General features: G+C 52.3%; 12 protein-coding genes. 9 read left to right on the top strand and 3 right to left on the bottom strand.

Annotation, left to right across the window (positions count from 1 at the left end; translation table 11 throughout):
- The first annotated feature begins 49 nt into the window (after positions 1–49).
- The 9 genes from C558_RS0127635 (at position 50) to C558_RS0127595 (ending at position 11,345) form a co-directional block, all read left to right on the top strand.
- Positions 50–2,167, top strand: a complete 2,118-nt coding sequence (locus tag C558_RS0127635) for an ATP-binding protein (RefSeq protein WP_169445436.1) — start codon at positions 50–52, stop codon at positions 2,165–2,167.
- On the top strand, positions 2,139–2,834 hold the full coding sequence (locus C558_RS0127630) for a response regulator transcription factor (RefSeq protein ID WP_018759542.1): 696 nt from the start codon (positions 2,139–2,141) through the stop codon (positions 2,832–2,834). The genes C558_RS0127635 and C558_RS0127630 overlap by 29 nt, the downstream gene beginning before the upstream one ends.
- 903 nt (positions 2,835–3,737) lie before the next feature.
- Positions 3,738–4,793, top strand: coding sequence for a mannonate dehydratase (gene uxuA / locus C558_RS0127625; RefSeq protein ID WP_018759541.1), 1,056 nt, complete (start codon positions 3,738–3,740; stop codon positions 4,791–4,793).
- A gap of 1 nt (position 4,794) precedes the next feature.
- On the top strand, positions 4,795–5,718 hold the full coding sequence (locus C558_RS0127620) for a sugar phosphate isomerase/epimerase family protein (protein WP_018759540.1): 924 nt from the start codon (positions 4,795–4,797) through the stop codon (positions 5,716–5,718).
- A 91-nt stretch (positions 5,719–5,809) separates the two neighbouring features.
- Positions 5,810–6,982: a Gfo/Idh/MocA family protein gene (locus C558_RS0127615; protein ID WP_018759539.1), complete on the top strand. Its 1,173-nt coding sequence runs from the start codon at positions 5,810–5,812 to the stop codon at positions 6,980–6,982.
- 69 nt (positions 6,983–7,051) lie between these two features.
- Entirely contained in the window at positions 7,052–8,401 is a 1,350-nt protein-coding gene (locus tag C558_RS0127610) for a hypothetical protein (protein WP_018759538.1), read from the top strand.
- A gap of 4 nt (positions 8,402–8,405) precedes the next feature.
- Positions 8,406–9,509: a Gfo/Idh/MocA family protein gene (locus C558_RS0127605; protein ID WP_018759537.1), complete on the top strand. Its 1,104-nt coding sequence runs from the start codon at positions 8,406–8,408 to the stop codon at positions 9,507–9,509.
- A gap of 133 nt (positions 9,510–9,642) precedes the next feature.
- Positions 9,643–10,515: a helix-turn-helix transcriptional regulator gene (locus tag C558_RS0127600; protein ID WP_018759536.1), complete on the top strand. Its 873-nt coding sequence runs from the start codon at positions 9,643–9,645 to the stop codon at positions 10,513–10,515.
- A gap of 47 nt (positions 10,516–10,562) precedes the next feature.
- Positions 10,563–11,345, top strand: coding sequence for an SDR family oxidoreductase (locus tag C558_RS0127595; RefSeq protein WP_018759535.1), 783 nt, complete (start codon positions 10,563–10,565; stop codon positions 11,343–11,345).
- Between the two features lie 300 nt (positions 11,346–11,645).
- Here the strand turns inward: C558_RS0127595 and C558_RS34050 are convergent, their stop codons facing one another.
- From C558_RS34050 to C558_RS0127580, 3 genes are read right to left on the bottom strand one after another with little or no spacing between them, the layout of a single operon-like run.
- Positions 11,646–11,798, bottom strand: coding sequence for a hypothetical protein (locus C558_RS34050; protein WP_018759534.1), 153 nt, complete (start codon positions 11,796–11,798; stop codon positions 11,646–11,648).
- A gap of 3 nt (positions 11,799–11,801) precedes the next feature.
- Positions 11,802–12,815: an electron transfer flavoprotein subunit alpha/FixB family protein gene (locus C558_RS0127585; protein ID WP_018759533.1), complete on the bottom strand. Its 1,014-nt coding sequence runs from the start codon at positions 12,813–12,815 to the stop codon at positions 11,802–11,804.
- Positions 12,816–12,826: 11 nt separating this feature from the next.
- Complete coding sequence (locus C558_RS0127580) at positions 12,827–13,600, bottom strand: electron transfer flavoprotein subunit beta/FixA family protein (RefSeq protein ID WP_018759532.1); 774 nt, start codon at positions 13,598–13,600, stop codon at positions 12,827–12,829.
- Positions 13,601–13,617: the final 17 nt, after the last annotated feature.

Here is a 13,617-nt window from a genome sequence, read left to right as displayed (position 1 = left end):
GACTTGATATGAAGGATCTGATGGAATGCGATCGTTACGAAGTTGGTTCATGATATGGATATTTGTGTTTGGCTTATGGGGTGGGGGGACCGTGCTTGCTGCGGATTCGTCATCGGCAGCCATTGAAGATACTGCACCTACAGCGAGAAATGGTGTGCTCGACGCGCAGAATTGGAGTCACGCCAGGGACCGTGTGCTGCCTTTGAACGGAGAATGGTTATTCTATTGGCAGTCGTTGATTGAACCCCAGCGATTTAAGGAGATGACAGCACTGCCTAAGCCGGCGTTGGCACAAGTGCCAGACAGCTGGACCAATTATTCGCTCAGAAGTCAGGCGTTATCTAACCAAGGCTATGCCACCTACCGGCTCGTTGTACAGTTACCGCCTGCTGAGGTCGGACGGATGAAGTCGATCTATGTACACGGCGTTGCTACGGCGTACAAGCTGTGGGTGAATGGCGAGCTTGTATTGGAGAACGGGACGGTTGGTCCGAATGCCGAGGCATCGGTGCCAAGAAATTATGCGAAGATGGCGTCTTTTCAACCGGATCAATCCGAACTTGAGGTTGTCATCCAGGTATCGAGCTTCGTGCAGCGGAAGGCGGGGATCTGGGAGCGTATTGAGCTTGGCGATCCTGAAGTGATCACGAGCAAGCGTGAGGCAAGCATCGCGTATGAGGTGTTCCTATCTGGTACGCTGCTGGTATTCGGTTTGTACCACATCTTTTTTTATTTACAGCGCAGCAAGAACAAGTCTCCTCTATACTTTGGGTTGACTTGTATCGTTATCGGTTTGCGTGCACTTCTATTGGGGCAGTCGCTGCTCATATCTTTCTTTCCAGAACTGCCGTGGGAAATAGCGGTTAAGCTTGAATATTTGACGGCTTATAGTGGTGTGATTTTCTTTACTTGTTATATACAGAATCAATTTAAGAAGTACCTGAATCGGTGGGTTGCATCCATCGTCCTCGGGATTCATCTAGTGCTAAGCTTAATCGTCATTTTCACGCCGGCACTCCTATTTACGCAGACGCTACCTCTATATCTGATGGTCTTCGTTGCTGTCACCGTATATTGGTTGTATCTAAGCGGGATGGCTGTTGGACACGGTATTCAGGGAGCGAAGCTGCATCTCGCCACGATTCTCATCATCATACCGTGTGTGATTAGCGAGCTGCTCTATTATAAGACGATGTTTGGGTTCGCAGACGTATTGTCATTGGGGATGTTTCTAGGGCTTATTTTGCAGGGGATCCTGCTAGCGCATCAATTTTCTTCATCCTTCGAACAGTCCGAGCGGCTCTCGCAGGAACTTGGTGAATGGAACCAGACGCTGGCGACCAATATTCGGCGTAGGACGCTTGAACTGGAACAATCCAATGCCGAGCTGACGCATGCTAACAAGTCTCTTAGTCAATTGGAGCAGTCGAGAAGACATCTGTTGTCGAATATTTCGCATGAGCTCGGAACCCCACTGACGTCGATCCAAGGCTATGTTAAAGCAATGATGGACGGGGTTGTGCCGCCCGGCGAGCCGAAATATATGAAGATTATTTTTGAGAAAACGTTATATCTGGATCGGCTCATCGCAGATTTGTTCGAGTTATCGAAGCTTGAGGCGGGACAGATTACATTCGATCGCAGAGAAACGCAGATTACTCCTTTCCTACGGAAATTGTACGATAAATATAAATTTGATCTGGTGGAGTATGACTATACATTTGAAGTTCAGGGGGATCATGCGGAGCAGGAGAAGGCCGCAGCCCTCTTCGATCCTGTTCGAATCGAACAAGTTGTCTCGAACTTGCTGTACAATGCAAAGTATCATACGGACCCTGGAGGGAAAATTCAAATCCTTGTCCAGGTGGATACGATGGAATTTACGGTTCATATTATCGATACCGGCAGAGGCATGGCGGAAGAGGAGATTCCTCATTTGTTTGATCGTTTCTATCGGGGGAGTGCCAGTCAGCGATCGGGTCAGAAGGGTGCAGGCCTGGGGTTATCTATTTGCAAAGAGATTGTCGCTTATCACGAGGGTACGATCCAGATGTGCAGTATGTTAGGCGAAGGCAGCGACGTGTATTTTACGATTCCATTGCTCCAGGAAGAGCAGATGAGGTTGGAGGGGAAGGCAGATGGCAGAGCAGACGATTTTAGTCATTGAAGATGATCAAGAAATTGGAGAACTGATGGGGTTATACCTGGAGCGGGAAGGCTATCACGTCATTCATTCGATGAGCGGGGAGCAAGGGCTGGAATTGGTAACTTCGGAGCGGCCGGATCTGATTCTGCTCGATATCTTGCTGCCAGGGATGAGTGGAATGGATGTATGCAATCAGGTGCGTCTGATATCGGATGTTCCTATCATTTTTATCAGCTGCAAGCGAGATAATGAGGACATTGTGAATGGGCTCGACTTGGGGGGCAATGATTATATGACGAAGCCGTTCAATCCGACGGTGATGGTCGCACGGGTCAAGTCGAACTTGCGTCGGTCCGCGATGAAGCGTGAGGTCGAAGAGAAGGCGAGTCTATGGCGTCACGGACATCTGGAGATCGATATGCGCACCGAAGAGGTGCGGGTGAATGGAAGCAGCGTGTCGTTATTCGTGAAGGAACGTCAGCTGCTCATGTATCTCTTACAGAATCCGAACCGTGTCTACAGCGTCTCTCATTTGTTCGATACGATCTGGGGGCAAGGCAATGACAGTGACGAGCGGACTGTAATGGTCCATATGAGCAATTTGCGCAGGAAAATAGAGCTTGATCCTAGCAATCCGAAGATGCTTCAGACGGTAAGGGGATACGGGTATAAATTCAATATGGAGTAGGCTGTCTGTTAAGGGCGGCGTGGGGGTTGACCATATCTTGGGGGGCGATTATGCACAAGAGTGTGGGAGGGGATCTCCTTTCAGCCGGCTCTTGTCCACCTATTGCTAAGATGAGATTGGATGGATGCAATGGGCTACCAAATGCCGGACGTAGACTCTTCCAGGAGATTCCCCTCTCCACCTATAGGTGTTAATCGCTGAGCGAGATATCGTCAACCCGTGGGCCGTCCTTAAAGGACGGCCTTTTTTGTGGGGTGAGGCAGGGAAGAGGGTAAGTGATTAAGTGATGGCTTTTATCTTTGAATAATCCAGAAGAAATTAGTATTTGTGATGATCGGGTACGCGGCTGCATTGTTTAGTCGCGCTTTTTTGCTATGTTGGATTGCTGCAGGATAGGAGGGCTAAATGGATACCATATCGTGACTATAGTGGATGTCTGCAGGATAGAGTGGTATGTATCCGCCTCTCTGGCTCTTTTCCTTCAAAGTTAGTGCATACTTCCATTATAGAGTGAGAATTGGGTGATATGAGTGGGGCTATGTTGTCAGAAATCCATCATAACGACTCGTGGTTTCCGTAACTAGCGTGAATGCGCTACCGTGTGATGGATGATGCCTATGATGATCTGATAAGAATAAATGTTTGGAGGAAGGAGTAATCTGCCGTTGGCGGGTTGCTCTTTTTTTGCTTGTGGCGAATGTATGGAATTTGAATGCGCCACGTTGCGCTTCCTTGTTGACCGAAACGTTGAACTTTGCCAGTTTATTTGACTGTGGTTAAGATCATAGGGAAAAGCGTCAAAGCGTTAAATTTCCTGTGCTACAATGGGGCTTAATTAACCGGAATCAAACGAAAACGTACACGAAGCGATATACAAAAACGGGTTAGAAAGAGGGGTTGTCCATGGAAATGACGTTTCGTTGGTTCGGAGGCAACGATCCTGTGAAATTGGCGCAAATTCGGCAAATTCCGGGCGTCTACGGCATCGTGTCGGCTGTGTACGATGTTCCTGTCGGTGAAGTGTGGCCGCATGAGGCGATCGCTGCATTGATAACCGAAATCGAGTCGCACGGCATGAAGCTTGCGGTCGTTGAGAGCGTTCCTGTTCATGAAGATATTAAGCTTGGGAAGCCCAATCGCGACCAATGGATTGAAAATTACAGTCAAACGATTCGGCGATTAGGCGAGGCGGGCGTACCGGTTGTTTGCTACAATTTTATGCCGGTGTTCGACTGGACGCGTTCCGATCTGGCCTTTACGCTCCCGGATGGCTCAACGACGCTCACGTTCGAAGACGAAAAGATACAACGCATGAATCCGGCGCAAGGCGATCTGTCGCTGCCTGGCTGGGATGCCAGCTACACGAAGGAGGAAATGCAGCATTTGTTGGAGCAGTACCACGGTATGAGCGAAGACGAATTGTGGGCTAATCTGACCTATTTTCTGGAGCGGGTCATTCCCATAGCCGAAGAGGCTGGTGTGAAAATGGCAATCCATCCCGACGATCCGCCGTGGCCAATATTCGGGTTGCCGCGGATTGTCGGCAATATGCGGCAGCTGCGTAGGCTTGTGGATCATATCGACAGTCCCGCCAACGGCATCACGTTCTGCTCTGGTTCGCTTGGTGCCGATCCCGATAATGATCTGATCGAGATTATTCGTTATTTCGGGGACAGGGGAAGGATACATTTTGCCCATACGCGCAATATTCTTCGCACCGGCGCTCGTTCCTTTCAGGAATCGTCTCACCGTTCGGCGGACGGTTCTATCGATATGGTGAGGGTGCTGGAGGCGCTATGGGATACCGGATTTGATGGGCCGCTGCGCCCCGATCACGGCAGGATGATCTGGGGGGAGCAAGGACGCCCTGGTTACGGCTTGTACGACCGCGCATTGGGGGCTGCGTATTTGAACGGCATCTGGGAGACGGTCGCGAAGATAAAGCGAGGAGGCTATTAATATGAAATTATCCGTATTTACTGTCGCAACGCCTGATTTATCGCCGGAGGAACTTGCCAGAGCCGCATCGGCGGCAGGCATTCAAGGTGTGGAATGGCGCTGTAAGGAGCAGCCGCAAGATACCCAACTTCAAGGCCCCCCTTCATTCTGGGGGAATAATCTGAGCACGATCGATCCTCGTGTTACCGACGAACAGCTCTCCGTATTTAGCAGCGCTGCTAACCGTTACGGGCTGCAATCGATCGCACTAACGCCGTACCTCACATGCGGCGATTTGGAGGGAACGGAGGCGGTGTTCAAGCTTGCTGTGCAGCTTGGCGCGTCGATGGTCCGCGTTGGCGTTCCTTTCTATAACGGTACACGGAATTACAACGAGATGCTTCAAGACGCGGTCAGTTATTTGAAGGCGGTTGAGGGACTTGCCGGTGAGTATGGCATTAAGGCGCTTGTGGAGACGCATCATTTTACGATTGCGCCAAGCGCAAGCGCAGCCTACCGGCTCGTACAAGGACTTAACCCCGATAAGGTCGGTGTACTGTACGATCCAGGCAATATGGTGTACGAGGGCTTCGAGAATTACCGGATGGGCATGGAGTTGCTGGGTCCATATCTAGCTCATGTCCATGTCAAAAACGCGGGCTGGAGGCCTGTTGCGAAGGATGCCAGCGGCGTGGAGCATCCGAATTTGCCGCAAGCGGAGCATGGCGGTCAGGAGGCAGAGCCATTGAATCCGATTGCTTGGTCGGGTTCCTGGAGGCCGATCGCATCGGGCATGGTACCGTGGAAGCGGGTATTAGCCGATCTGAAGGCCGTTGGTTACGACGGATGGTTCGGGGTTGAAGACTTCAGCGAAGCGTACGATTCAAAAACGATGTTAAGCTTATACGCCCAGCAAATGAGGGCTTGGTGGGAAGAGCTTGATTGAGCTGAAGCCGAAATAGATATGAAATGAAGATATAAACGAAACGACAATGCTAACGAGGTTGGGTCAGCCATAAATGAGAGGAGAAAACGATATGAGTAACGTTCGAATTGGAATTGTCGGCATCGGCAACATGGGAGCGGGCCATGCGAATCATTTAAAGTCAGGCACGATCAAAGGTGCTGTATTAGCGGCGATTAGCGATGGTGATGCCGAAAAACGCGCTTGGGCGGCGGAAACTTATTCAGGGGTAGCCGTATATGCGGATTCAGAGGCGATGCTGGCATCTGGCGATGTGGATGCCGTCATTGTAGCAACCCCGCATTACGATCATCCGGTGGAGGCGCAGCGTGCTTTGGCCCAAGGGATGCACGTCTTGATCGAGAAGCCGGCAGGTGTCTATACGAAGCAGGTGCGGGAGATGAACGAAGCCGCGGCGGCAAGCGGCCGTGTGTTCAGTATCGTGTATAACCAGCGGATGAATCCGCTGTACCGGAAGCTGCGCGAACTGATTGCAGACGGCGAGCTTGGCGAAATCCGCCGCACGAACTGGATCATCACGAACTGGTATCGATCGCAAAGCTATTACGATTCCGGTTCATGGCGGGCTACCTGGGGCGGTGAAGGCGGCGGGGTTCTTATCAATCAATGTCCGCACCAGCTTGATCTATGGCAATGGACGACAGGATTAATGCCAGTACGGATTCGCGCTTTCTGCCACTTTGGCAAACACCGCGACATTGAAGTCGAAGACGACGTCACTGCTTATGTGGAATACGCGAATGGCGGAACGGGTGTATTCATTACGACGACGGGCGAAGCGCCGGGGACGAACCGATTCGAAGTGACTGGCGACCGAGGCAAAATCGTCATCGAAGACGGAAGGCTGACGTTCTGGCGGCTGCGCGAGTCGGAACGTGACTTTAATGCTCGCAACCGCGCAGCGTTCGGATCGCCGGAGCATTGGAAATGCGAAGTACCTATTCATGGTACGAGCTCGGAGCACGCGGGCATTGTGCAAAATTTCGTCGACGCCATCCGAAACGGCACGGCGCTGATCGCTCCAGGCGAGGAAGGCATCCACGGTCTGACCATCTCTAATGCGATGCATTTGTCGACTTGGCTCGATGACTGGGTAGAGCTTCCGTTAAATGAGGACTTATATGAATCAGAGCTGCGCAAACGAATCAAATCGTCACGATATCGCAAGCCGGAAGCTGCAGTATCGTGCAGCACAGGGCCGGTTGATTTGAAAGGCACTTTTTAGAATGCTGCTGAATTGAGTATTCGAGCATAGCACGTTCCCCGAGGAACGTGCACAAAGGGGGAACGCTGGATGGAACGACATGCTGCAAGCGATGCTAATCCCGCGAATGTTAACTTATTGCGCCAGCCGGATGCGCCGATCGAATCGTTAGCCGAGCTGGAGCAGACGGTGCGGCATATCGTCTTGGAAACGCCGGTTTATGATATTCATACCCACTTGTATTCCGCTGATTTTGAGGAGCGGCTGTTGTGGGGCATCGATCAGCTGCTTGTTTATCATTATTTGACGGCGGAGTATTTCCGCCAGGGCGAATTGTCGTACGACGAATTTTGGGCAATGGACGATGCAGGCAGAGCGGATCGGGTCTGGAAGGCTTTATTCGTCGATCGCATGCCTGTAAGCGAAGCGGCGTCCGGTGTCATTACTGCGATAAGCCGACTCGGCTTATCGCCATCCGTCTACGGTCGCGACCTGGACGCTTACCGCGCTGCCTGGGCGGAAAAGACGGCTGTTGCACAAGTAAATGATGTGCTCGTTACAGCCAAAGTGAAAACAGTCGTTATGACGAACGACCCGTTTGATGCAGTTGAGCGAGCTGTATGGTTGAAGGGCGGATGCACGGATGCGCGCTTCCAGGCGGCGCTGCGCATCGACAAGCTGCTGCTCGATTGGACATCGGCGGCAACTGAGCTGCAAAGTCTCGGCTACACAGTCGCTGCGGACGATCCTTCGGCGCTGTCTCAAGAGGCGACGCTTGCCGAGGTTCGGCGCTTTCTGCGCGACTGGTGCGGACGCATCGGTGCCTTGTATATTATGGCGTCGCTGCCGGGCGACGTACAGTATCCTACACCGGGTGAAGCGCTAACGATGCTGCTCGATGGCGCGGTCGTGCCGGTCTGCCGCGAGCTTGGTCTACCGCTGGCGCTGATGGTCGGCGTTCGACGACAAGTGAATCCAGCGCTGCGCCTTGCCGGTGACATGAGTATGCAGGCCGACCTTGGCCTGCTAGAACGGCTGTGCTTGCGCTACCCGGAGCTGCAACTGCTTGTGACGGTGCTTGCTCGGGAGAACCAGCATGAATTAGCTGTCTTGGCGCGGAAGTTCAGCAACTTGACGATCTTCGGGTGCTGGTGGTTCCTGCATACGGAATCGATGATCCGGGAGATGACGTCATTCCGCACAGAGCTGCTCGGCACAAGCTACATCCCACAGCATTCTGATTGTCGAGTGTTGGAGCAGCTCGTCAATAAATGGGACCATTCGCGTTCCGTGATCTCGGGCGTGTTGTACAACAAATATGCCCGGCTGCATCAAGACCGCTGGTTGGTGAGCGAGAACGACATTCGTCGTGATATCGAGCATTATTTCGGCGGCGTGTTCCAGCAAGTGTTAAGCCGTGCCAAGAAGGGGAGGGGATGATGGGATGACAGAAACGATAGGAACGCCTCGTTTTCAGAACAAAGACGGCATGACTTACGCCCCGACGTCCGCAAAGCCGGAACCGGTATGCGGCCCTGGTGAATTCGTATTCGCCGCAGTAGGGCTCGATCACGGCCATATTTACGGCCAGTGCAATGGGTTGATCGAAGCGGGAGGTACACTCAAATGGGTGTACGATCCTGACCCATTGAAGGTGGCTGCGTTTTGCCGCACGTATCCGCGGGTTCAAGCGGCTTCATCGCTTGACGTTATTTTGCACGACGAAGAGGTTCGGCTCGTCGCGGCGGCGGCGATTCCTTCCGAACGGTGCGCACTCGGGCTGATGGTTATGGACCACGGCAAAGATTATTTTACCGACAAGACACCGTTTACGACGCTGGAGCAGATCGCGTCGGCACGCGCCAAGGTAATCGAGACGGGCTGCAAATATATGGTCTATTACAGTGAGCGGCTTCACTCGGAGAGCTCTATTTATGCGGGGCAACTCATCCAAGACGGTGCAATCGGTAAAGTGCTACAGGTGATCGGCACGGGTCCGCATCGGTTGAATGCCGCTTCGCGTCCGGATTGGTTTTTTCGAAAGGCGCAATACGGTGGAATTCTCTGCGATATCGGCAGCCATCAGGTAGAGCAATTTTTGTATTATGCCGGATGTAAGGATGCTCGCGTAGCACACAGCAAGGTGGCGAACTACAATAACCCGGATTATCCCGAGCTGGAGGATTACGGCGATGCAACGTTGATCGGCGACAACGGGGCGACGAACTATTTTCGCGTCGATTGGTTTACGCCAAATGGTCTTGGCACTTGGGGAGACGGCAGAGCGATCGTACTCGGCACGGACGGCTATATCGAGCTTCGTAAATATATCGATGTAGCACGCGATCCGCGAGGGGATCACGTGTACATGGTGAACCATGAAGGAGAGCATCATTTTGCCGTTGCTGGTCAGGTCGGCTTTCCCTTTTTCGGGGAGCTTATTCTCGATTGTCTGAACCGAACCGAGAACGCGATGACGCAGGAACATGCGTTCAAGGCGGCAGAACTGTGCATCCAAGCGCAGAATATAGCGGTTGTGATCAAGTAGAATTCATGAACGGCATTATGGCACCATGAGCGTGATCGTTCTCTAACCGAAAAGGCTGTCGTGTGGTAGAATCATTACAACAACGTGAACCACTTGCAAACCGACGCCTAGCGCGCTTCTGGAGGTTGAGTCTGTGTCGCAAAACATGCAATTGCAGGAGCCGATCGAGCTCATGTACCGCAATTCGCTGCCGATTGACGGGGTATTTCATTCTCATGCTTTTTACGAAGTGTATTATTTTCATACCGGGGAATGCACGTATCTGATTGGGGACAAGATCATGACGCTTGCCTCTGGCGATCTTATCTTAATGCATGGCATGACGCTCCATTGTCCGAATCCTGTGCCTCATGTTCCTTATGTGCGAACGATCATCCATTTTGACCCGTCGTATTTGACGACCGTTCTTCAGCCGAATAAGGCAGCGGAACTACTGCGGCCGTTTGAAGAATTGAGCAACATCCGCTTACATTTGAACGAGCGGGATCAAGAGGAATTCAACCGACTACTCACCGAGATGAACGACTTGTACAGGCATCGGAGAGATCCGGTTGTTCATGCGGCCTATGATCGTTTTTCGCTGCGATTCATGGAATTGATGCACTTTGTCGGTGGATTATGCAGTAAGCATGTGTACGAACGTGAGCATCGCTCAGAGAAAGAACGATACGTCCAACGTGTGATTTCGTTTCTTGAGGATCATTATGCGGAAGAGATTACACTCGAGGCGATCGCCTCATCGCTCCATTTGTCGAAACCGTATTTGTCCAATTTGTTCAAGGAAGTGACAGGCACAACGGTGTTTAAATATTTGTACAATCGCCGCATCAATCAGGCGAAAATCTGGTTACGACTGAAGCCAAGCTACTCGGTATCGGATATCGGTCGAATGGTCGGTTTCCGCCATCTGGCACACTTCAGCCGATTGTTCAAGGCGGTTGCCGGGTGCAGCCCGGAGGCATACCGCAAAGGCATATGGCAGGAGTCGTCGTCGCATCGCGAGTAAACCTTACGGTCGAGAAGACGAGCCATGTAAAGGAGGAGTTCGTTCCAATGCCATTACAAGCACCATCACCATTATTTGATTTGTCTGGACGGACGGCGGTCGTGATCGGAGCAGGCAGTACCTTGGGCCGCGTGATGGCTGAAGCGTTAGTCGCCCACGGGGCTCATGTGGCGCTTGTCGTCCGCAATCAGGACAAAGCTGCAACAGACCTTCAGCCGCTGCTTGATACGGGGAAAGCTAGGATGTTCAAAGCGGATGCGGTCAGTAAGCCGGAATTACAGCAGGCGTTGCTTGAAATTGTGGAGTGGACGGGTCGCGTCGATATATTGCTGAATACGGCAGGAGTGAACAGTGCAACACCGTTCTTCGAGATTACCGAAGAAGAATGGGACCGGATTATGGATGTCAACGCCAAGAGCGTGATGTTGGCCTGTCAGGTATTCGGTAAGGCGATGATCGATGGAGGAATGGGGGGCAGCATCATCAACATCAGCTCCGTTTCATCCGGACCGCCGCTGTCGCGCGTATTTTCTTATTCCGCATCCAAGTCAGCGCTCAACAGCATGACACAATACCTTGCTCGAGAGTTCGCTCCTAACAAGATACGGGTCAATGCGATCGTACCAGGGTTTTTCCCTGCGGAGCAGAATCGTTCGATTCTGTCCCCCGAGCGTGTCGCTTCTATCATGAGCCATACGCCGATGAACCGATTTGGCGATCCGAAAGAACTGCAAGGCGCCGTCGTATGGCTTGCCTCCGAAGCGGCATCCAGCTTTGTTACAGGGACGTTGATCCGAGTCGACGGGGGATTTGGCGCGGTAACGATTTAGAGTAGGGTTTGTCGAAAATAGAGAAGCGTGGCTGAGGGAATCAGCCACGCTTTTTTTACTGCAATAGCATAGTGGGCGAGGGCGATGCTGTATTGTCTAAGTGTACAGACTGGCGTACGGACCTACGATCCGCTATGCCATGGATTGTTCGTGATTTTTGGCTTTCCGAGGACCATAAAGCCGTTATTTAGGTGATTCGTGCCAGAACAAGCAATGTTTTTGACGAATAACGGATTCACGGTCCGTGAAAGTAGATTTGCACATCAAAAACGGGTGAATAACGGATTGATTGTCCGCAAATCATTTATATTCCTCCAATTCTATTGGATTTACAATGGCATGAAGTAGAAAAGTCAGAGCTTTGATTGTAAATTGCAGATAAGGCACACTGTGAATAAAAATAGATGCGACTGAATCAGATTCAGCCGCATCTATTTTTAATCCAATAATCATGCCCTATGCCTCATGCTCCAGAAACTCACGGAACGCCGTAGTCAGCAGCGGTACTACCTCGAAGAGATCCCCGACGATGCCGTAATCGGCCACCTTGAAGATCGGCGCTTCGGGGTCTTTGTTCACCGCGATAATGACGCGCGATCCGCTCATCCCCGCAAGATGCTGGATTGCGCCGCTGATGCCGCAGGCGATGTAGATCTCCGGCGTTACGACCTTGCCGGTCTGGCCGATCTGCAGGCCGTAGTCGCAGTAGCCCGCGTCACAGGCGCCACGCGAAGCACCGACAGCGCCATTCAAGACGGATGCGAGCTCTTCGAGCGGCTTGAAACCGTTAGTGCTCTTCACGCCACGTCCGCCGGAGACGATGATCTTCGCTTCGGACAGGTCGAGCGTACCGCTTGTCTTGCGGACGACATCGCGAACGATGGTACGCAAGGATGGCGGGGCGAATGCAACCTCGATCACTTCACCGGAGCGGGAGGAGTCTGGCGCGCTGAGCGGAATATTATTTGGCCGAATCGTGATTATCGAAGGGGCTGCCGATGTTCCAGTAAAGGCACGTTGTTCTACCGCTTTGCCGGCATAGAGCGGACGCGTGCAGAGCAGATTGCCATCCTCGTGCTGAATCGCCGTTACATCTGAGATTTGCCCGGCTTGCAGCATTGAAGCTAGACGTGGAGCAAGATCACGACCGACCGAAGTATGCCCGAAAATGATGAACTCCGGATTCGCCGTGGACACGACCTGCTGCACTGCGCCCAGATAAAGCTCTGCATGATATGCTGTAAAGTCCGCATGCTTCAACACATATACTCGATTCGCTCCATGCGTGAAGAGACTTTCGGCATAGCGCTCTAGAGCATCTAGCGATGTATCAACCGGAACGAGCAGGCAGCTTGCAATTTCCGAAGGAGCTGTACCCGCGATTTTCACTGCCGCGCTGACCGCTTCTAAGGCAACCTGACGCAGCTCGTGATTTCGAATTTCTGCGAATGTAAGGATTGTACGACTCATGTTCTTCCCTCCTAGATCACTTTGGCGTCTTGGCGCAATCGACGGATGAGGTCCGCGGCTTGGGCTGCCAGATCGCCTTGCAGAATAACCCCTGCCTGTCTCGACGGAGGCAAGGATAACGATACCCTCGTCGTTCGAGCTTCAAGTTCCTGCAGCGAAATGCCTGGAATATCGTCCAGTGACAGCAGCCTGAACGGTTTCTTCTTCGCCTTCATAATGCCCGGCAGCGTCGGATAGCGCGGCTCGTTCAACCCCTGCTGCGCCGTGAAGAGTGCAGGCAGATGAGCATCGATAATCTCCGTATCCCCTTCCGCATCGCGGTGAACGATTGCCTCTCCCGCCGCTGAAATATCCAGCTTTGTAATCGATCCAATATGCGGTAAGCCGAGCTGCTCCGCGATCCGAATCGCCACTTGCCCTGCACCGTTGTCAACGGAAAAATTGCCCCCGAGGATCAGATCTGCCCCTTGATCGGCTAAGAACGCAGAGAGCACTTTGGCGATTGCCCACTCATCCTGTGGGATTCGTGAATCATGAATCAATACAGCTTCATCGGCCCCCATCGCTAGCGCTGTACGAAGGGCTTCCCCGGCTCGTTCAGGTCCCACCGACAGCAGGTTCACCTTGCCGCCATGTTGCTCGACGAGGCGAATCGCCTCCTCAACGGCATATTCATCATAAGGATTGATGATCCATTTCACACCAGCCTCGGAAATCCCGCCGCCCGTGAGCACAATTTTCTCCTCGGTATCAAACGTCTGTTTAAGCAATACCCAAATATTCATCCTATGTTCTCCTTTCG

The sequence above is a fragment of the Paenibacillus terrigena DSM 21567 genome (genome assembly GCF_000374845.1).
Lineage (GTDB): Bacteria > Bacillota > Bacilli > Paenibacillales > Paenibacillaceae > Paenibacillus_K > Paenibacillus_K terrigena.
This window is presented reverse-complemented; position numbering and strand designations above follow the sequence as displayed.

What these genes read in the sequence shown, in the direction of transcription:
- C558_RS0127630 (WP_018759542.1), top strand. Translation starts at nt 2,139, where the DNA reads ATGGCAGAGCAGACGATTTTAGTCATTGAAGATGATCAAGAAATTGGA.
- C558_RS0127585 (WP_018759533.1), bottom strand. Translation starts at nt 12,815, where the DNA reads ATGAGTCGTACAATCCTTACATTCGCAGAAATTCGAAATCACGAGCTG.
- C558_RS0127610 (WP_018759538.1), top strand. Translation starts at nt 7,052, where the DNA reads ATGGAACGACATGCTGCAAGCGATGCTAATCCCGCGAATGTTAACTTA.
- C558_RS0127615 (WP_018759539.1), top strand. Translation starts at nt 5,810, where the DNA reads ATGAGTAACGTTCGAATTGGAATTGTCGGCATCGGCAACATGGGAGCG.
- C558_RS0127620 (WP_018759540.1), top strand. Translation starts at nt 4,795, where the DNA reads ATGAAATTATCCGTATTTACTGTCGCAACGCCTGATTTATCGCCGGAG.
- C558_RS0127595 (WP_018759535.1), top strand. Translation starts at nt 10,563, where the DNA reads ATGCCATTACAAGCACCATCACCATTATTTGATTTGTCTGGACGGACG.
- C558_RS34050 (WP_018759534.1), bottom strand. Translation starts at nt 11,798, where the DNA reads ATGATTATTGGATTAAAAATAGATGCGGCTGAATCTGATTCAGTCGCA.
- C558_RS0127605 (WP_018759537.1), top strand. Translation starts at nt 8,406, where the DNA reads ATGACAGAAACGATAGGAACGCCTCGTTTTCAGAACAAAGACGGCATG.
- C558_RS0127580 (WP_018759532.1), bottom strand. Translation starts at nt 13,600, where the DNA reads ATGAATATTTGGGTATTGCTTAAACAGACGTTTGATACCGAGGAGAAA.
- uxuA (WP_018759541.1), top strand. Translation starts at nt 3,738, where the DNA reads ATGGAAATGACGTTTCGTTGGTTCGGAGGCAACGATCCTGTGAAATTG.
- C558_RS0127635 (WP_169445436.1), top strand. Translation starts at nt 50, where the DNA reads ATGATATGGATATTTGTGTTTGGCTTATGGGGTGGGGGGACCGTGCTT.